Annotated in this window: 17 protein-coding genes; 16 read left to right on the forward strand and 1 reads right to left on the reverse strand. The window is 32.5% G+C overall.

The window, feature by feature from the left end:
* Nucleotides 1-116: 116 nt before the first annotated feature.
* Both T513_RS0104905 and T513_RS0104910 read left to right on the forward strand, forming a co-directional pair.
* Complete coding sequence (locus T513_RS0104905; RefSeq protein ID WP_031589215.1) at nucleotides 117-560, forward strand: hypothetical protein; 444 nt, start codon at nucleotides 117-119, stop codon at nucleotides 558-560.
* A gap of 185 nt (nucleotides 561-745) precedes the next feature.
* Nucleotides 746-2413 (forward strand): zinc ribbon domain-containing protein, encoded by a 1668-nt coding sequence (locus tag T513_RS0104910; protein ID WP_031589216.1) that lies wholly within the window; start codon nucleotides 746-748, stop codon nucleotides 2411-2413.
* A gap of 46 nt (nucleotides 2414-2459) precedes the next feature.
* Here the strand turns inward: T513_RS0104910 and T513_RS0104915 are convergent, their stop codons facing one another.
* A complete protein-coding gene (locus T513_RS0104915; RefSeq protein ID WP_031589217.1) occupies nucleotides 2460-3980 on the reverse strand; it encodes a GBS Bsp-like repeat-containing protein in 1521 nt (506 codons plus the stop codon).
* A gap of 231 nt (nucleotides 3981-4211) precedes the next feature.
* Here T513_RS0104915 and T513_RS0104920 point away from each other — a divergent pair, with 231 nt between their 5' ends.
* The 14 genes from T513_RS0104920 (at nucleotide 4212) to gltB (ending at nucleotide 20733) form a co-directional block, all read left to right on the forward strand.
* Nucleotides 4212-4811: a hypothetical protein gene (locus tag T513_RS0104920; protein WP_155266070.1), complete on the forward strand. Its 600-nt coding sequence runs from the start codon at nucleotides 4212-4214 to the stop codon at nucleotides 4809-4811.
* A gap of 14 nt (nucleotides 4812-4825) precedes the next feature.
* Nucleotides 4826-5464: a hypothetical protein gene (locus tag T513_RS0104925; RefSeq protein ID WP_031589220.1), complete on the forward strand. Its 639-nt coding sequence runs from the start codon at nucleotides 4826-4828 to the stop codon at nucleotides 5462-5464.
* 55 nt (nucleotides 5465-5519) lie between these two features.
* Nucleotides 5520-7037, forward strand: coding sequence for a TFIIB-type zinc ribbon-containing protein (locus T513_RS0104930; RefSeq protein WP_031589221.1), 1518 nt, complete (start codon nucleotides 5520-5522; stop codon nucleotides 7035-7037).
* Nucleotides 7038-7056: 19 nt separating this feature from the next.
* Nucleotides 7057-7524: a hypothetical protein gene (locus T513_RS0104935; protein ID WP_031589223.1), complete on the forward strand. Its 468-nt coding sequence runs from the start codon at nucleotides 7057-7059 to the stop codon at nucleotides 7522-7524.
* Nucleotides 7525-7550: 26 nt separating this feature from the next.
* Complete coding sequence (locus T513_RS0104940) at nucleotides 7551-8765, forward strand: YARHG domain-containing protein (RefSeq protein ID WP_031589224.1); 1215 nt, start codon at nucleotides 7551-7553, stop codon at nucleotides 8763-8765.
* Between the two features lie 45 nt (nucleotides 8766-8810).
* Nucleotides 8811-9134, forward strand: a complete 324-nt coding sequence (locus tag T513_RS0104945) for a hypothetical protein (protein WP_155266071.1) — start codon at nucleotides 8811-8813, stop codon at nucleotides 9132-9134.
* A gap of 258 nt (nucleotides 9135-9392) precedes the next feature.
* The gene (locus T513_RS0104950) at nucleotides 9393-9845 is read left to right on the forward strand and encodes a hypothetical protein (RefSeq protein ID WP_031589226.1); all 453 of its coding nucleotides are present in this window, start codon (nucleotides 9393-9395) and stop codon (nucleotides 9843-9845) included.
* A 158-nt stretch (nucleotides 9846-10003) separates the two neighbouring features.
* Entirely contained in the window at nucleotides 10004-10543 is a 540-nt protein-coding gene (locus T513_RS0104955) for an O-acetyl-ADP-ribose deacetylase (protein ID WP_031589227.1), read from the forward strand.
* A 289-nt stretch (nucleotides 10544-10832) separates the two neighbouring features.
* Nucleotides 10833-11321: a GNAT family N-acetyltransferase gene (locus tag T513_RS0104960; RefSeq protein ID WP_031589228.1), complete on the forward strand. Its 489-nt coding sequence runs from the start codon at nucleotides 10833-10835 to the stop codon at nucleotides 11319-11321.
* A gap of 297 nt (nucleotides 11322-11618) precedes the next feature.
* Entirely contained in the window at nucleotides 11619-12254 is a 636-nt protein-coding gene (locus T513_RS0104965; protein ID WP_031589229.1) for a GyrI-like domain-containing protein, read from the forward strand.
* 69 nt (nucleotides 12255-12323) lie between these two features.
* A complete protein-coding gene (locus T513_RS0104970; protein WP_031589230.1) occupies nucleotides 12324-12530 on the forward strand; it encodes an AbrB/MazE/SpoVT family DNA-binding domain-containing protein in 207 nt (68 codons plus the stop codon).
* Nucleotides 12530-13891: a macrolide family glycosyltransferase gene (locus T513_RS0104975; RefSeq protein WP_031589232.1), complete on the forward strand. Its 1362-nt coding sequence runs from the start codon at nucleotides 12530-12532 to the stop codon at nucleotides 13889-13891. The genes T513_RS0104970 and T513_RS0104975 overlap by 1 nt, the downstream gene beginning before the upstream one ends.
* Before the next feature lie 217 nt (nucleotides 13892-14108).
* Nucleotides 14109-16208 (forward strand): glutamine synthetase III family protein, encoded by a 2100-nt coding sequence (locus T513_RS0104980; RefSeq protein ID WP_029071153.1) that lies wholly within the window; start codon nucleotides 14109-14111, stop codon nucleotides 16206-16208.
* Between the two features lie 19 nt (nucleotides 16209-16227).
* Complete coding sequence (gltB, locus tag T513_RS0104985) at nucleotides 16228-20733, forward strand: glutamate synthase large subunit (RefSeq protein ID WP_031589234.1); 4506 nt, start codon at nucleotides 16228-16230, stop codon at nucleotides 20731-20733.

Genomic DNA, 20733 nt, shown 5'->3' on the forward strand with positions numbered 1-20733 from the left:
AAAGATTATTTTTTTCTAAAACACAATTTTAATGGAAAGAAACGTCATATTTAAGTAAAATAAAAATAGATAAGGGACATGGCATATTAAAAGATCAATAAGAAATGAGGGATAATATGAAAAGAAAACTATTAAAAGTAATGTCGGTTATTGTTTGTCTCTTTATGCTTTCAGTATGCGTTAATAATGTAGATGCTGCTTCTACAAGATATTATTCAGTATTGAATCAAGGTGTTAAGACATTTAAGAAGAGCGGACGCAAACTGACTGTTAAAACGAAAAAATATTATAAGATTGCCTACTATAAAAAAAATAATATGGCAAAAGTTAAATATGTCGGTTATTCAAAGAAGTTTAAGTTAAGTAAAAAGTGTAAGTATTATTGGGCTGCAATTGCAGGATATAATCGTTTATACGATAAGAAATACATGAAGAAGACGACTTTCTCAAATATTAAATCATCTATTATTAAAGCTAGACAGTACGATTCTTGGGAATTCAGAATTGTATTTGTAGTAAAGAATGGTGTAGTTACTAAAGTACTTGCAGTATCTGCATAAATTAAATTGCTTAAAACGGAGCTAATCCCCCCTTCCCAAGCTCTGTTTTAATATAATGATAAGCGGAACAGAAATGTTCTGCTTTTTTTTGGAAAAAATCGCAACTGTTTGGTAGCATTGTCAAAAAATGGTAAACTTTTATTAAGGGTAATAATTAAATTGATAATAAAAGGGAAGTGAATTATATGAAATGCTTAAAATGTGGAAAGACGTATGATGACAAATTAAACTTCTGTCCATTTTGTGGAGAAAAGTCTCATGTAGTACAAGATAATATTGAGATGGATAATAATTATGGTGGTACACTTAACCGTATTCTCAATATTATTTGCAGTAAAACTGTATTATCTGCTATTTGCGTAGTAGCTGGTGGATTATTAGCGTTGTCATTTATCAAAGTATCATCATTTCAATCATATCTTGAAACAGAAGAAATCTCAGAACCATTTAAAGTGTTAAAGGCAGCATCCAATAGCATTAGCTCTATACCAAGATATTTTGATTGGTCAAAATATTTAAGCATATATGTTTTTGTTGTTTCACTAGTTAATGCAATTAGAAAAAAAGAAATAGATTATATTGTGTTATCATCTTTAAGTGCACTGAATGCTTTTGTATTGATCATTAATTCAAAAACAGTCAGTATATTAAAGCAGATTATGAATCTTGATTTATCATCATTATATAGTTCTTTCTATTTCTTTTCTTCTAATGAGTCTGCTTATAGACTTTTAAAAAATCCAGATCGATTAGTACAAGGTATTCAAGGAGAAGCAGGTTTTGGAATACTTTTTCTTATTGCTGCTGTTCTTATGTTCATTTTCTATTTGAATCAGCCTCACAAGTATGAAAAGTTTAATTTTAAATATTTAGAGACTATTCAAAAGACAGTATCTAATAAATACGAAGATTTAAAAAGCGAACAAGCAAAGCTGAATAGTAAAGCTAGCTGTGCAAAGTGTGGTCGAACATTAGATGTGGATATGAAATTTTGCCCTTCATGTGGAGAACCAGTAACAATTGAAGAGCATAAAAACTATTGCAAAAAATGTGGTAAAGAGTTTGCAAAAGATATGAATTTTTGCCCATATTGTGGGCAAAAGGCAGAGAGGGTAAAGAAACTTGTAGATACACAAGCTATGAGAGAAGAACTCTTAAGAAGAAATGGTAAAAAGCTTTGTAAAAAATGTGATAAAGCATTTAATATAGAAATGAACTTTTGTCCATTTTGTGGTGAAAAGTATGAAATACAAAGTGAGAATAATACAATAAGGTTCGCTGGTGATAAGTTTAAGGAAAGTCCATTTTTTAAGAATTACTATGTGCAGTTATTTACTCAAGTTAAACTATTATCTAAAATCGGTATTATAGTAGGTGCACTATTATCGGGAACCCTTGTTTTGGTATTTGGAATCAGTAATGCTATGAGCACGGAATCTATTTCATCTACATTTGAAAGCATGAAAGCTTTTATTAATGTATGTAAGATTGTACCGGTTGTCTACTATATCTCTTTAATTGCATGTTGTTTTGTTTGTATTTTTGCGATTGTTAATTTACTTAAGGAAATAGAGATAAAGGTATTTATATTAGCTCTAGTGACAGGTATCAATTCACTGTTGCTTTTAGGAAGTATGAATACTATAAAATTAATATCAGGATTGTATTCATTAGATTTATCAGATGCAATGGAAGGTGATATTTCTTCATCTTTAGTTAACAGTGCTGGTAGATTTATACAAGATCCAGAGCAAGCGATGAAAGATTTAACAATTGCTTTCGGTTTTGGATTCATTCTTTTAGGCTATTGCATTTATCTACATATTCAATGTAAAAAGAATAATTCCCAATAAAAAAAGATCAATCAGTAGTTACTTTACTGATTGATCTTTTATAGTCTTATTTAGTCTTAACGGTCTTAGTTGAAGAGAATGCGCTACTACTCTTATTGTAGGCACGGATTTTTACTTGGTATTTCTTTTTCTTTTTTAAGTTTTTGATAGTATAAGCTGTCTTAGAACAACGTTTCTTAGACCATTTTTTCTTTCCAGTTAGTTTATACCAGACTTCATATTTTGCATTAGTGACTTTGTTCCATCTTGTACTAATAGATTTTTTCTTACCTTTTGCAAAACGCCAAACTACAGAATTGATTGTATAAGTCTGTGGAGATACTTTTTTTGGAACAACCGGTTTTGGTTTAGGGACACCTTTGACAACAGTGAAGTTAACCCAATTGCCCATTGTAAAGTTTTCTCCATGTTCAAAATTCACAGAGCAAATAAAAGCAGAATATTGTCCTTCAGGTAATGTAATAGAATAGTTAGTACTCTTGATATGATGTTCATATTTATAAAGATTCTTACCTAGATAAATACGTAAATCATAATGACCGGTATTCTTTGTAGCAGTCCAATTAAAGCGAGTTGGTTCATAACTTGTTCCTGCATTGACAGATAATGTCGATTTAGAAGGTGCTTCATGTAACGTTACAATAGGACAACCATAAACTTGATAGTTTCCAGCTTTATCATAAGCATAAATATGAGTGTAATAATTTCCACGTTCATTGTTATGAGCAGAAATATAAACAGTGAAACTATAAGTATTACCGTTCTTAGAACCACGTACACTTGTATTTGTCCACCAAGATGAAGCAAGATCATCCTGACCTTTATTTCCAGTCCAAGTAGGGAACTGTACGCGATCAATGCCTACGTTATCTGTTGCTGTACATGAAACAGTATAGCTTGAAGAAGTGATATTTGTAATTTTTACGTTAGAAATAACTGGCTTTGTAGTATCAGTATTATTGATAGAGTCATAATTGCTGGCACGTTTAAAATAGGAAATGTTAGCTTTATAATAATTTTTTTCAAATCCATTCCATCTTATTTCACAGTTTCTATGTGCACCATATCCACTTAGATTACATTCTACAACTCTGATTGCATTACCATTAATAGAATACACAATTGCTGAATGTCCAAAATTAAATCTTACGAAATCACCTACTCTAAGATTAGCGGTATCCGTTCTTTTACCGAGTTGTGAAACTCTTTGACCAAATACTCTATTGAATATTCTCTTTGCAAAACCATCACATTGCATACCACCATCAAAGTAGTTACAATCGTATTTTTGTGATGGGACATTGGACATCTTATGTGAATAGCAACAAGTTGTTGTAACAGAGTCTGCGTAGCTTTCATTCCTGTTTTTTACTAAAGCATCACCAGTATTGCTTGAGTTTGTAACCTTGTGATTCCAGAACCTTCCACTAGGATACGCTGATTTAAGACTTTCAAGTTTATTATAGACCCCCGAAGCAGCTTGAGAATTATTCACTTGATTCATTATTATTAGTGAGCATGTCATCACAATTGCTATAAAGAAGCTAAAAAATCTTCTTTTCATCATATTAATTCATCCCTTTCATACTTTCCTAAAGTCATTATAAACAAGAAAATCGCAGGTATTCAAGAACAACCATATGGTAGCAAAAAATATTTTGACTGTTTTTTGACAATGATAAAATATTTGAATTTCAATTATTTTTTTAAAAACACCGCAACTATTTGGTAGCACTGTCAAAAAATGGTAAACTTTTGTTAAGGGTACAAATATAAATTTAAGAAGGGAGAAATAATTATGCTAAAAAGGATAATTATTTGTTTTGTCTGTATATTTATGATGGGAGTAAGTATGACTAGTGTTCAGGCAAAACGTAATCATTGGAAGACTGAGTATATCAAATTTATTAATAAGATTGAAAATGAAAAACGTAAGACACATGCAACTGAAAAAATAAGATATTTATTATTAGATATTAATAAGGATTCAATCCCTGAATTATTTATCGAAAATGATGTTTGGCTTACAGATTATAGAAGAAGTGATATTGTGGTAACGAGTAATAATAAAAAAATCGATACCCTATATTTTAATTTGTTAATAAGTGATCTTAGATATATTCCAGGTAAGAATAAAATCTATAATCAATATTTTTATAAGTTCATTGGCTTTGATTACATTATTTCTGTAAAAAAAGGTAAGTTTAAAGTTACTGGCGGTATGTATCCATATAGTGAAGAAGCAACTTTAAAACATTATGAATGGAATAATAAAAAGGTCTCTAAGAAAACATATAAAAAGAAATTAAAAGCTGCATTTAATAAGAAAAAGAGTAGAAAGATTAGAGGAAAATTTGTTTCAGCAGCAAAGATTAAGAAGCGTATTAGAGCATATTAAGGAAGGTGTGTTTTATGAAGAAATATTTAATTGTGATTTTATCTATGTTAATGATGACGTTATCTATGAATAACGTGAATGCATTATCTTATAAATATAAAAAGATAGATTATACGTATCATTATCGCGGAAGAACTTTTACAAAATACTATACAAAAGTATTGGTAAAAGGACACTCAAAGAGAATTAAAAAGATCAGAGCATACTTAAAGAAAATTGATAAAAGAGATCAGACTAAAGTCAATAAATCAATGAGCAATGCTGAATTTAGACAAGACTCGTATGACTGGTGGGATAAAAGCAATGTTAGAGTTACAAAGAATACAAAGTCTATTTTCAGTATTTGTCGAACAAATGATTCTCACTTTGGAGGAGTAGCCAATAGGTATTACTATGGATATACATTTAATAAGAAAGGAAAATTATTAAAGCTTTTTGATGTTACAAAAGGGAAAAAAGCGTGTGTTTTAGTAAGTATTAAAAATGCTCTTCTCAAAGAGGGAATAAATGGTTCAAGTATAAGAAACTATATTAGTCATCCTAATAAGATTCAGTTTTATGTTAATGGTCATAAGGTTTATGTATGTATTGCATCATATGAAGTGGATCAGGGAACAAGACCAATCAAATTTGCTTTAAAGAGCAAGTATTAATTGTATATCAAGGAAATGAATATTATATTTTTTAATAAAAGAGAGGGTGATTTTTATGAAATGTGCGAAGTGTGGAAAGGAGTTTAATGGGTCTACTAATTTTTGCCCCTACTGCGGTAGTAAAGTAGAAAAGCAAAACAAGTCTATTAATAATGATCAGCAAAAGGAAACAAAAAAATTTTCGTTGGTGAGAGAGTTTAGCAATGTAAAGCAGCTATCAATATGTGGGATGATAGTAGGTGCTTTATTATTATTTATCATTGTCTATTTAAAAGGAATTAGTGGTTCCATTTCTTCTAACTCTCTTTCTGATAGTATGAGTAGTATTTCTTCAGCTATTCAATCATTAAAATTAATACCACCTTGTTATTACATAGCAATGGTACTTTGTCTTTATGTTTGTTTTTTTTCAATTATTAATACGAGAAAACATAAAGATATCAAGACTACAATATTAGCAGGATTAAGCGGTATTAATGTTTTATTGCTTATTATTAATTTTAAAACGATAAGCACAATTCAATCATTGCTATCGTTGGATTTATCAGATGTATTTAGTGGAAAAATATCATCAGGATTAGTCTCGGATGCCTATAATATCTTAAAAAATCCGGAAGAAACTGTAAATTCTCTTATTTTAGCATTAGGGTTTGGGGCTGTTATTCTCGCTTACTCTATTTATCTATTTGTTACTTATTATAAGAAAGAGCAACAAACATATGAGACTATTTCTTTGAATTCATTGAAGAAAACAAATGCCGCTAATAAAAAAGACACCCTTAGTTTTACAAGAAAACAAAAAACAATTGGTTGCTTAGTTATAGGATTATTATTGGCAATGGGTATTGGTTATTACATATGGGATGATTATTTAAATTATACCAATATTGATCTAGCTAAGAATATCAACTTGTCATATAAAGGAATATCTGGAGAAGCTTATATTGATGATGTGACTAATAATGTTGAATATGATAAAAGCAATAAGGAAATTGCTGATTTTGTTAATAGTATCGAGTATAACTATTCAAAAGATGAGAACTTGGAAAACGGAGACAGTGTTACTGTTACTACTGTTTACAATAAAGATACTGCTGATAAATTAAAGTTACATGTCACAAGTGCTTCAAAAGTGATTAAAGTTGAAAATCTTATTCATAGATTCAAAGAAGCAAAAGAAGTTCCAAAGGATACTATCGCACTAATTAAAGATAAGGCTTTAACATATCTAAAGAATGAGTATACAAATGATTACTATGAAACATATCGATTCTCATATTGTGGAACATACCTTGTGAAATATAACAAGAAAGATTCACTTGTAGCGGTATTTAAAGATAATCATACTTCAAAAGATTATTATGACACAGTAACGACTTCTACAGATTATTACTACTATGAAATCACGAATGTAAATTCTGATTTAAATAATGAAACATTTGGTAACTATTCTACATATAAGTCAATGCTGAAAGATAATGAAGATGAATACATTAAAAGAGATGATGATATAGCATCTTCTTTACATAATATTAATTCAGAAATTACGGAAGATGTTATCGAAGTAGATTAATAATAAAGGAGATGAAACAATGAAAAGAGTATTAAAAGTATTTGTAGCTATTTTAATGATATTTACTGTTTTAGTAACACAACAAAAGAAAACGTATGCACGTACATTTTATAGGGATGTTGCTTTTGTAAGGATTAAAGGTAATCGATTGTATTATAGAAAACTTGCAGAGTGTGTTTTGGATGGTTATGACGATGCAGATCGTGTGGGAATTGGAAAGACATATAGTTATAAGATCAATAAGAAAACGAAGTATTATATGAAATGTTTTTATAAAGGCAAATTTATAGAACGAATCTCTAAGAAAAAATTTTTAAAAAAAGTTTCTTTATATTTTAAACATAAAAAGAAAATTGGGTATGTGTATTGGTTAGATGGACATGAATTAAAAAAACAATTAAAAAGAACTGTTTATATGGATGAAAAAATATCTGTATATGTCAAAAATAAAACAATTATGAAAATAGGAATACTTCAAGCTGATTAATATATTAAATGAAATGAGGAATTAATATGAGATTTTGTCCAAATTGTGGTAAACCATTAATGGAAGGGTCAGTATTTTGTGGCCATTGTGGTTACAAATTACCTGAAGATCTATTAAATGATGACGATAATCACAAATCAGAAGAAAGCGTTATTGATGATAATCAAGAGATGGAAAAGAATTCTATCGAGGATGAAGATCAAGTCGATTTAGATAGTGCTGCATTAAACGATAAAGTTGAGTTAGACGAAGATCAAAAAGAAGATAATGATCAAGAGATAATTGAAGAAAATGATTTATCAGAAGCTATAGATGATAATGTTCAAAATGAAGATGAAAACTCAAATAAGAAATTTGAATTTGATGATACAAACGATTCAGTAGAGGAAGAAAATAAAGAAGAGACTATTTCTGAAGAGAATACTAATAATCATAGTTCTCCAGAAAGTTCTAAGCAAACGAAGAAAGCCTTACTGATAGCATTGTGCTTTGTATTAGCAGTAGGTGTATTTACAGGTGGCTTTTATTTTCTAAATAAAAAGAGTGACACTACTAAAACTAAATCTTCATCTTTAACATCAACTGTAAAAACAAAGAGTGATGATAAAATTCATATTACTTTATCTGCTGTTGAACCAGCATACACTGTAAATGAAAACAATGCTGATATTGATTATACAAAAACAAAATTTCATTGGCGTACGGATAGCGATGGTACAAAATCTCAAGAAATCATAAATAATATTAAAAATGAATACTTTAAGTATAGTAAATCTACAGGATTGAAAAATGGTGAAGAAGTTACTGTTACAATAAATATTGATGAAGATGATTATACTGTAACTGGACAAAAATCATTTGTAGTGAATTATGACACAAGTAAATATGAAGCAAGAGTGAATGGACAAACAGTAGATGAGAGAATTAGAGATGCTGATGGGTATGTATTTGAAAATAGTGATTCAGAATATTTAACTGCCTCACAGTTATCTTCAATTAAGACACCAACTCAATTAAGAATTGCTATTAATGAAATCTATGCAAGACATGGTTATTCATTTATTAAGAATCCTTCTATTCAAAGATATTTTGATGCGAAGAATTGGTATTATAAAGATGAATATCTATATGAAGATTCACAAATGGTATGGAATACATACGAAGATGCAAATTTGAAAACTTTAGCAAAATTGAGAAAAGGAAAGCTTAAGTATAATCCTTCTTCTGAGTTAAGTGTGTGATTATATTAAAATAGTGATAATTATGAAAAACATTTTGCAAAGCTAATGACGATAGTGTTAATCGTAATGCTTTTATTTGCATTGACATTAAGCAGTATTAATGCAAAAACAAAATCTGGTTATTATGTTGTTTATGTTTCTGCCTGTATGACCTTTAAGAAAAAGTTGTCTGTAAAAACAATAAAAGGATCTTCTATTGAATATTATAAGAAAAATAATCATCATACCATGAAATATATAGGTAGATTTAAAGTGTTTAAGATAAGTAAGAAGTGTAAGTATTATACAACTATTTCTGGGACTACTAAGCTTTATGATACAAAAAGGTTAGAAAAATTGACATTTACTGACATAAAAAATACTGTTTGATATGTGATAAAATATCTGGATTCTGGAGATTTTGTGGTTCTTTTCAAGGTAAAAAAGGATATGTTACAAAAATTATGATGGTTTATTCTTAAACAAAATATTAATTAATATTTTAGTGGGACACTATTAGTGTCTCACTATTTTAATATGATGAGACTGTAGTAAACATAAGCAAACAACAGCTTGCTGGTGGGAGGGATGAAGAAAAATAAATCATAAGACTATAAAACTACAATTATAAGAAAGGAAAATGGAAATATGAGAAAACTATCTTTAAAAATTGTCACAATGGCATTATGTATGATGATGTTATTTACATTAACTGCAAAAAACACAAATGCTAAAACAGCATCAGGATACTACTCCACTGATACTTCAGTTTGTACAACTTTCAAGAAAAAAGGAAGAAAGTTGTATGTTAAAAACGTAAAAGGAAGATCGATTGAGTATTGTAAGACAAATAATATTAATAGAATGAAAAAAGTCGGTAGATACAAAGTGTTTAAAGTAAGCAAGAAATGTAAATACTATTTAACATCAGTTTCTTCAGATGGAAGAAGATTATTTGATTCTACCTATACACAAAGAATCAAATATAAGAAGATCACAAGTACTATTAAAGATATCCGTAAGTCTGGAGATTGGAATTGTGGATTGATCGTAGTCGTTAAAAAAGGTTATGTTACTAAGATTATGATGATCTACTCATAAAAGAGCACTCAAAAGTGCTCTTTTATAGTTTTTAATGAAACACAAATAACATTATTATTTCAATTACTAATTGAAATAAAATTAAACACGATAGGTATTTATAATGTACGACCTATGAATCTTTTTCTATGATATAATTCTTACAAGGAAGTGAGATCATGGATATCATCTTAACAAAACAACAACATCTCTCCACCATAACACTCGTTAAAGCCAGCGTTGTCGACATGCCTGTCGACGCTATCGTAAATGCGGCTAACAGCACGCTGTTAGGAGGCGGGGGCGTAGACGGCGCGATTCATCGCGCAGCAGGCCCTCAGCTCTTAAAAGAATGTCGCAGCCTTCATGGCTGTGAGTGCGGAGAGGCTAAGATTACTTTTGCTTATAATATTAAAAATGCACACTATATTATTCATACTGTAGGTCCAATCTATTGTGGCAGTAGTGATGATGCACAGCTTTTAAGATCGTGCTATCTGAAAAGTTTAGATCTCGCCTTAGACAATAAATGTAAAAGCATTGCTTTTCCTGGCATTTCTACAGGTGTCTACGGCTATCCAATTGAAGAAGCTGCTCAGGTATCTTATCAAGCTGTCATGTCATGGATTGATGAACATAAAGATACAAAAATGTATATCTATTTCTGTGGCTTCAGAGATAAAGAAGTAGAAGCTTACAAGAAAATAATGACAATTTAATTTATGAAGGAGCACTCATGATTATGTGCTCCTTTAAAATAAAACTAGACATTTTTTATGCCTATATGAATAATAAAGCTTATTTTTTAGTATAGAGGTTCTATGGTTTCCTGTGATATATGTTAATATACGAGTAGTGAGAAAGCTGAATTGCTTTTTGTTGTATTATAATATTTTCATTGCTGGAGATTAAATATATACATATAAGATTTAGAAAGAATATCTCTCGAATCAGCACTTACGGAATGTAACTAAGATAAATAAAATATCATAGAATAAGAGGATAAATATGAATTATAGAAAAGCAACAATACAGGATCTTCCTAGTATATGTATACTAATTGAAGATGCAAAAACATTAATGAGAAAACAGGGTATATATCAATGGAATGAGTATTATCCACATAAGAATGATTTTGAAGAAGACATAAAGAATAATAATCTCTATCTAGCAGAAGAAGATGAACTACTCGCAGTTTATTCAATCAATGAAGAATGTGACGAAGACTATAATCAATTTAAATGGAGTACAGATCACTATTGTGTTCTTCATCGCTTATGTGTATCTCCTAATAGACAAGGAAAAGGGATTGGTAAAACAGTATTATCACAAATTGAAAAACAAGCAAAAGACATGGGCTATGATGCCATTAGATTAGATGTCTTTTCACTTAATCCTTATGCGAGACATCTTTATGAGAAGAACGGTTTTGTAAAAAGAGGTCATGCACATTGGCATATGGGTGAGTTTTATTTGATGGAGAAGATTTTGAAATAAAGTTTTATGTAATTATTTGAAACGCGAGGTGCTCTATTAATATGAAATTTTTTTCTATAAGTTATTTATTTGTACTTGACACTCCCCCTGCCTTCAGGCATGGGAAGTATCAAATATTTCAAATAAAACTCTTATTATTAAACTAAAAAAGCTTGAGCAATTAGGATATGTAGAATGTGATAAAAAAGGAAGAAGTTACCACTATAATGTGAATTTAGATGTTTTAGATGGATTAGCATAATGATACAATTGGATTCATACTCACGTTTCTTTATAATAAAAGAAGAGGTGAACATTATGCCATTTGACTATAAAAAAGAATATAAAGAATTCTACATGCCACAAAAAAAGCCAAGTATTGTAGAAGTACCACCAATGAATTATATTGCCGTAAGAGGAAAAGGAGATCCCAATAAAGAAGATGGAGAATATAAACAGTCCATTACGCTTCTTTATGGTGTAGCTTATACTTTAAAGATGAGCAAGAAGACAGATCATCAAATAGAAGGCTACTTTGATTATGTTGTTCCACCATTAGAAGGATTTTGGTGGCAGGAAAATATAAAAGGCATGGATTACAATAAAAAAGATCAATTGCAGTGGATCTCAGTGATACGTCTACCAGACTTTATTACTAAAGAAGATGTAGAGTGGGCCAAAGAGAGTGCCACTAAAAAGAAGAAAATGGATTTCTCAAAGGTAGAATTCTTTCACTATGAAGAAGGACTATGTGTTCAGTGCATGCACATAGGTTCCTATGATGATGAAGTTGCGACCGTATCATTGATGCATGAATTCATCAAAGATGAATATGTTTTAGACATAAATGATCAACGCAGACATCATGAAATCTATTTAAGCGATGCAAGAAGAGTCGCTGAAGAAAAACGCAAGACGGTTGTACGTCATCCAATAAAAAAATTAGACCAGTGAGAATCACTGGCCTTTTCTAAATATAAAAAGTATAATTAGTTATACAAATCATACTTTGGAGGGATAAATATGAAAAAGAATGGAAAATACGCATGGACTGCGACTGTAGGAGAAAAAGGACAGATTGTCATCCCTAAGCAGGCAAGAAATTTATTTCAGATTAAGCCAGGCGACACATTGTTGCTATTGGGAGATGAAGAGAAAGGCATTGCGATACCACCAAAAGGTGCTTTTGCGACACTGTTTGAAAAAGCATTTGAAGAAGGTGAAGGCTGATGAAGAACATTGCATTCTTCTGTATTCCAGCATTCGGACATACGAATCCCTTGTTGCCCATTGCTCGTGAACTTGTAGAACGTGGTCATCATGTAAGATTTTATTCATTTGATCTTTTTAAAGAAAAGATAGAAAGTACAAAAGCTACCTATATTTCATGTGATAGATTTCTATCTTCACTTACTAATAAACAAGAAAAGAAGCTAAAGAATATCTCTACTACTGAGATGACAATTCAATCTATTCATATCACAATAGAAATGGATTCTTTTCTAAATGAAGAATTCAAGAAAGAAAAGCCAGATCTGATCATAACCGATTCCGCATGTTTTTGGGGAAAGCTAAGTGCTATGAAATATAAGATCCCATACGTTGTTTCAACGACCACCTTTGCTTTCAATCAATTATCTAGCAGTTATATGAAACAATCATTTAAAGAAGTTGCTGATATCATATTTGGTTTGCCAAAAGTATCAAAGGAACTAAAAAAGCTAGAGCAGTATGGATACCATGTCAAAAATGCAATTTCATTAGTATCAAGTGATAATCATACAGATACCCTGGTCTATACTTCAAAATCATTTCAGCCATTTGCAGAAAGCTTTTCATCACATTATCAATTTGTAGGACCATCCTTGTTTGATCATTATACATTAGACAAACATCATGAAAGAGCTCTGATCTATATTTCAATGGGAACAATCATTAATGAGCGATTAGATTTTTATCAGAAATGTATTGATTGTCTTCAAGATGAAGATGTAGACATTATCATCTCAGTAGGAAACAATGTTCCTATTGAACAATTACATTTCAATAAAGAAAAAGTACATATTTATCCATCTGTTAATCAGTTGGAAGTCTTATCAAGAGCCAATCTGTTTATTACTCACTGTGGCATGAACAGTGTGTCTGAGAGTCTCTATATGGCAACACCGATGTTATTGTGTCCACAGACTGCAGAGCAGCGTGCTGTAGCAAGACGTACAAAAGAGATAGGAGCAGGCATTATGCTTGATGATGATATTCATTCTTCAGCTATGAAGATTTTACATAACCCACAATTTGTATCTTCAGCCATGCAATATAGACAAGACTTCATATCCTCAGGAGGCGTAAAGAAAGCAGTAGATTATATTGAAGGAGCGCCTTACAAGAAAGATGAAGTGGATCTTATCGAAGAATTAAACAAGTATAATAGGAAGACAAAGCTTATCTACTGGATGATTATTATTCTCTTGATTTTTCTTCTAAAAGGAAAATATGGCCTAATCATAGGCATTATTGCTTTTCTCTGTTCATTTCCAGTAAGAAAAAAGTTGCAAATGAGAAAATATGATAAAATGATAAAAAATTATTAAAAAAGGACACCGAGTTAAAATAAGATGAAAAGATCTCCATTTTATAAAAGATGGAGGTCTTTTTGTATTATAAACAAGCAAATATTTATTTTTTTAGTAAATTCCAATATCGATGCACAAAAAACTCAATTTATAGTTGACAGGAGGTAGTATACAGGTATAATGAGAGAAAATTAATGAGTGATAAATACTTATCACTTTAGGAGGGGGCATAAGCATGGACAAATCAATACCTGATATGTATGGAAGTCTCGTTTTCAACGACACGGTAATGAAGAAAAGATTACCAAGTGACGTTTACAAGGCTTTACATAAAACGACTAAGTATGGTGCATCTTTAGATATAGATGTTGCCAATACAGTAGCGGCAGCTATGAAGAACTGGGCTATTGAAAATGGGGCAACTCATTATACTCATTGGTTCCAGCCAATGACTGGTGTTACTGCTGAAAAACACGACTCATTTGTATCGCCAAGATCAAATGGAGAAATCATTATGGAATTCTCTGGAAAAGAACTTGTGAAAGGTGAACCTGACGCATCTTCATTCCCAAGTGGTGGTTTAAGAGCAACATTTGAAGCGAGAGGATATACTGCATGGGATCCATCTTCTCCAGCATTTATTAAAGATAAGTCTCTTTATATTCCAACAGCATTCTGCTCATATAGTGGAGAAGCTTTGGATAAGAAGACACCATTACTAAGAAGTATGGATGCCTTAAATGAACAGGCTGTAAAAGTGCTGCATTTATTAGGAAAGAAGGATGTAACACATATCGATACAACTATTGGTAGTGAACAGGAATACTTCCTTATTGATAAAGATCTTTACAAGAAAAGAAAGGATTTATTATTAACAGGAAGAACATTGCTTGGTGCACCTGCTCCTAAAGGACAGGAAATGGAAGATCATTACTTTGGTGTGTTAAAACCAAAAGTAGCAGCATTTATGCATGATCTTGATGAAGAGTTATGGAAACTTGGCGTACCAGCTAAAACAAAACACAACGAAGTGGCTCCCGCTCAGCATGAGCTAGCACCTGTGTTTGAAACAGCTAATATCGCCTGTGATCATAACCAGTTGACTATGGAAATCATGAAGAAAGTAGCAGATAAGCATCACTTCGCTTGCTTGTTACATGAAAAACCATTTGAAGGTGTCAATGGTTCAGGTAAACATGATAACTGGTCAATTGTAACGAACACAAAACTTAACTTGTTAGATCCAGGAGACGATCCATATCACAACATCACATTCCTAGTGTTCTTAATGGCTACAATTGCCGCTGTAGATAACTATCAGGATTTATTAAGAGTGTCTGTTGCCTCTGCTGGTAACGATCATCGTCTTGGTGCCAACGAAGCACCACCAGCAGTTGTCTCAATTTATGTAGGTGATGAACTTGCTAAAGTTCTACATTCTATCGATACAGAAACATTTGAAGGAACTACTGAAAAGACTGAAATGTCAATTGGTGCTACTGTTCTTCCAAACTTCGTAAAAGATACTACAGATAGAAACAGAACTTCTCCATTCGCATTTACTGGAAACAAATTCGAATTCAGAATGCCAGGTTCAGCATTATCAGTAGCTGATCCAAATATCATCTTAAACACTGCTGTTGCTTCAACTCTTGAAGATATCTATGAAACATTAAAAGATGTTAAAGAAGAAGATATGGAAGCAGAAATCTATAAGTTATTAAAGAAAACATTAGATGAACATAAACGTATCTTATTCAACGGTAACGGTTATACAGATGCATGGATTGAAGAAGCTGAAAAGAGAGGCTTATATAACTTAAAATCATTGCCTGATGCTGTACCTCAGCTAAAAGATCCAAAGAACGTAGATTTATTTACTAAATATCACATCTTCACAAAAGAAGAAATTGATTCACGTTATGAAATCTATCTAGAAAACTACGCAAAAACAATTCATATCGAAGCATTAACTATGATCGATATGGTAAAACGTGATTTCACTCCTTCATTATTTAAATACATGAAAGGTGTAGAAAAAGAATTATTACAGAAAAAAGAATTATTAGGCGCAGTTCATGGATATGAATTACGTGTATTAAAAGAATTAGATGCTTGTTCAGTTGCAATTGATGAAGCTTTAGAAAAACTTGAAGCTGATGTCATCAAGGCTGAAAACACTGATGATTCATTAGAAAAAGCAAGATTATATCACGATGTTATATTAGAAGATATGAATCTATTAAGAACACCAGTGGATACTGCTGAATCTAAGATTCCAAGTGAAGCATTAAATTACCCAACATATGATGAATTACTATTCTCATTAAGATAAATAGAAAGGAATACGAGAGATGAATAGAAAGTATACATTACAAGATCACGATGCCTGTGGTATTGGTGCTATCGTCAACATTGATGGTAAAAAAGACTATCAAGTATTGGATGATGCCTTACACATTGTAGAAAAGCTCGAACACAGAGCAGGTAAAGATGCGAGCGGAAAAGTAGGAGATGGCGTTGGTATATTGCTTCAGATTTCGCATTCCTTCTTCAAAAAAGCATTAAAGAAATCAACAATCACAATTAAAGATGAAAGAGACTACGGTATTGGTATGTTCTTCCTTCCAGAAGATTCATTAGAAAATACCTTTGCTAAACGTAGATTCGAAGTCATTGTAGAAAAGAATGGTCTAAAATTCTTAGGATGGAGAAAAGTTCCTGTTCATCCTGAAATTTTAGGTGATCTTGCCTTAAACTGCATGCCATCTATTGAACAGGCATTCATTGAACGTCCTAGCGATGTAGAACGTGGTGTTGCATTTGATCGTTTGCTTTATGTTGTACGAAGAGAATTTGAACAATCATCTGAAAATACTTATATCTGTTCTTTATCATCAAGAACAATCGTTTACAAGGGAATGTTCCTTGTTACCCAGCTAAGAGCCTTCTATGATGATTTAAGAGATCCATCTTACACAAGTGCTATCGCTGTAGTACATTCACGTTTCTCTACTAACACTGTTCCATCTTGGGAACGTGCCCATCCATATCGTATGATTGCCCACAATGGGGAAATCAATACAATCAGAGGTAACGCTGATAGAATGTTAGCGAGAGAAGAAACTATGAGTTCTTCTTATCTTACTGAAGATATGGATAAGATTCTTCCAGTTATCCATAAGACAGGTTCCGATTCTGCCATGTTGGATAACACATTAGAATTCTTATATATGAATGGCATGGACTTGCCATTAGCAATGATGACACTTATTCCAGAACCATGGAAACATAATAGATTCATGTCATCTAAGAAGAGAGATTTCTATCATTACTATGCAACAATGATGGAAGCATGGGATGGACCAGCTGCTATCCTTTATACAGATGGTGATATCTTAGGAGCAACTCTTGACCGTAACGGACTTCGTCCATCACGTTATTATTTAACAGATGATCACAGATTAATTCTTGCATCAGAAGTTGGTGTATTAGACATTGATCCAAAACATATCATCAAGAAATCAAGACTTGAACCAGGTAAGATGTTACTTGTTGATACAATGAAAAAACGTATCATCTCTGATGATGAATTAAAGACAGCTTATGCTACACGTAAACCTTATGGTGAATGGCTAGATCGTCATCTTCTTCATTTAGGAGATCTTAAGATTCCTAATCAGAAGGTGCCATCACATACACAAAAAGAAAGAGATAAATTATATAAGGTCTTCGGTTGGGCTTATGAAGATGTCAAGAACGGCATTATCCCAATGGCTATGAATGGTAAAGAACCAACTGCTTCAATGGGACATGATATTCCATTAGCTATTCTTTCAAAGAAACATCAGCCATTGTTCTACTACTTCAAACAGCTCTTTGCACAGGTTACAAACCCACCAATTGACTCACTAAGAGAAAAGATTGTTACTGACACAACAGTCTATATCGGAAGTGATGGTAACCTTCTTCAGGAAAAGAGCGACAACTGTCGTGTTCTTGAATTAAATAACCCAATCTTAACTGGTGTTGATCTATTAAAGATCAAGAAATTAAACCAGGAAGGTTTCAAGACTACAACTATTTCTTTACTTTACTATAAACACACTTCATTGAAGAAAGCTCTTGATGCATTAAATCTTAAGATTGATAAAGCCTACAATGAAGGCTTTAATATCATCATCTTAAGTGATAGAGGCATCGATGAAAACCATGTGGCTATTCCTTCATTATTAGCTGTATCTTCAGCAGAACAGCATTTAGTACGTACTAAGAAACGTACAGCTGTATCATTGATTCTTGAATCAGCAGAACCTAGAGATGTTCATCAGTTTGCAACATTATTAGGTTTCGGTGCTCGTGCTATTCATCCCTATTTAGCACATGAATGTATCGAAGAAGTAATCAAGCTTGGTACATTAGATAAAGATTACTATACTGCAGTTGCTGATTTTAATAATGCAATCTTAGGCGGTATCGTTAAAGTTATGGCTAAGATGGGTATTTCTACATTACAGTCATATCAGTCAGCACATATCTTTGAAGCAGTTGGCTTATCTCAAGAAGTCATCGATGAATACTTCACAGGTATCGTATCTAAAGTTGGCGGGATCCACTTAAAAGAAATCGAAGAAGATGTTGTTGAAAGACATGATCATGCCTTCGATCCAATGGGATTAGGTGTAGATGCTTCACTTGATTCAATTGGTATGCATTCATTAAGAAGCGGTGACGATAAAGAAGATCATCTTTATACACCAGAAGCTATCACAACTTTACAGGAAGCTGTAAGAAATGGTGATTATAAGAAGTTCAAGGATTACACTAAGATGATTGATGATCCTGAACGTCCTCATACATTACGTTCTCAGCTTACATTCAAGAAAAATAGAAAACCTGTCCCAATTACAGAAGTAGAAAGTGCTAGTGAAATCGTTAAGAGATTTAAAACTGGTGCCATGAGTTATGGTTCACTTTCTAAAGAAGCGCATGAAACAATGGCTATTGCCATGAACAAGCTTCATGCAAAGAGCAACACTGGTGAAGGTGGAGAAGACGAAGATCGTTATGGAACACTTAGAAACAGTGCAATCAAACAGGTTGCATCAGGACGTTTCGGTGTTACTTCAGCTTACTTGAATAGTGCTTCTGAAATCCAGATCAAAATGGCTCAGGGTGCTAAGCCTGGTGAAGGTGGACACCTTCCAGGTAAGAAAGTTTATCCATGGGTTGCTAAGACAAGATGTTCAACTCCGGGTGTATCATTAATTTCACCACCACCACATCATGATATTTACTCAATTGAAGATCTTGCACAGTTAATCTACGACTTAAAGAATGTCAATGAGAGAGCTAGAATCTCAGTTAAGCTTGTATCAGAAGCAGGTGTAGGAACTATCGCTTCTGGTGTTGCTAAAGCTGGTGCTCAGGTTATCCTTATCTCAGGTTACGATGGAGGTACTGGAGCTGCTCCAATCAGTTCTATCCACCATGCTGGTTTACCTTGGGAACAGGGTGTTGCGGAAGCACATAAGGCATTAGTAGAAAATGGCTTAAGAGATCATGTCATCGTTGAAACTGATGGTAAATTAATGAGTGGTCGTGACGTTGTGATCGCTGCATTATTAGGTGCAGAAGAATTCGGTTTCGCCACTACTGCATTAGTATCAATGGGATGTATGATGATGAGAGTCTGCTCAAAAGATACATGTCCATTTGGGGTTGCGACTCAGAATGAAGAATTAAGAAAACGTTTCAAGGGTAAACCTGAACACGTTATGAACTTCATGATGTTCATCGCAGAAGAAGTACGTGAAATCATGGCAGAATTAGGATTCAAGACTGTCGATGAAATGGTCGGTCATACTGATTTCTTAGAACCACGTTTCTCTAACGATGTAGCTGCTCAGATGAACTTTGAAGAATTATTGGATGATACATATGCATCATCTTCAATCAACCACTTCAATCCTAAATCTGCATACGACTTCAAGCTTGAAACAACTGCAGATGAAAAAGTATTGATTCCAATGTTCAAGAACGCTGTTGAACGCAAGTCATCATTAACTATTGATGTAGACATTACATCAACAGACCGTTCATTTGGTACTCATTTCGGTTCAGTGGTTGCTAATAAATACAAGAAATCATTACCAGAAGATTTCTATAAGATCAATGCCTACGGTGGAGCAGGTCAGTCACTTGGTGCCTTCTTGCCAAATGGTGTAACAATCAACTTACACGGTGATGCCAATGATGGCGTAGGTAAAGGATTATCAGGTGGTAAGATCGTTATCACACCTGATGAATCTTCAAGCTTTGAACCATCAGAAAACATCATTATCGGTAACGTTGCCTTATATGGTGCAACAAGCGGTAAAGCATACTTTGAAGGGGTAGCTGGTGAACGTTTCTGTGTCAGAAACTCAGGTGCTATCGCTGTCAGCGAAGGATGCGGAGACCACGGTCTTGAATATATGACAGGTGGTAAAGCTGTTATCTTAGGTAATACAGGTAAGAACTTTGCAGCTGGTATGAGTGGCGGTATTGCTTATGTATTAGATCAAGATCATACACTTTACTTAAAATTAAATAAAGATATGGTTACAATGTACGAAGTAACAGAAAAATATGATAAACAGGAATTACTTGATTTGATTAAGGACTACTATAAAGAAACAAATTCTCCAAAAGCAAAAGAAATTCTTGATCATTTCGATGACTATATTACTGACTTCAAGAAGATTGTGCCAAATGACTATGCCAAGGTCGTTAAATTAATTGGTCATTTTGAAGAACAGGGTATTTCGCATGAAAATGCCTTAATGGAAGCTTACAAAAAAGTAAGCTTAGAAGGGTAG

This window comes from Kandleria vitulina DSM 20405, from assembly GCF_000702065.1.
In the GTDB taxonomy this organism is placed as follows: domain Bacteria; phylum Bacillota_I; class Bacilli_A; order Erysipelotrichales; family Coprobacillaceae; genus Kandleria; species Kandleria vitulina.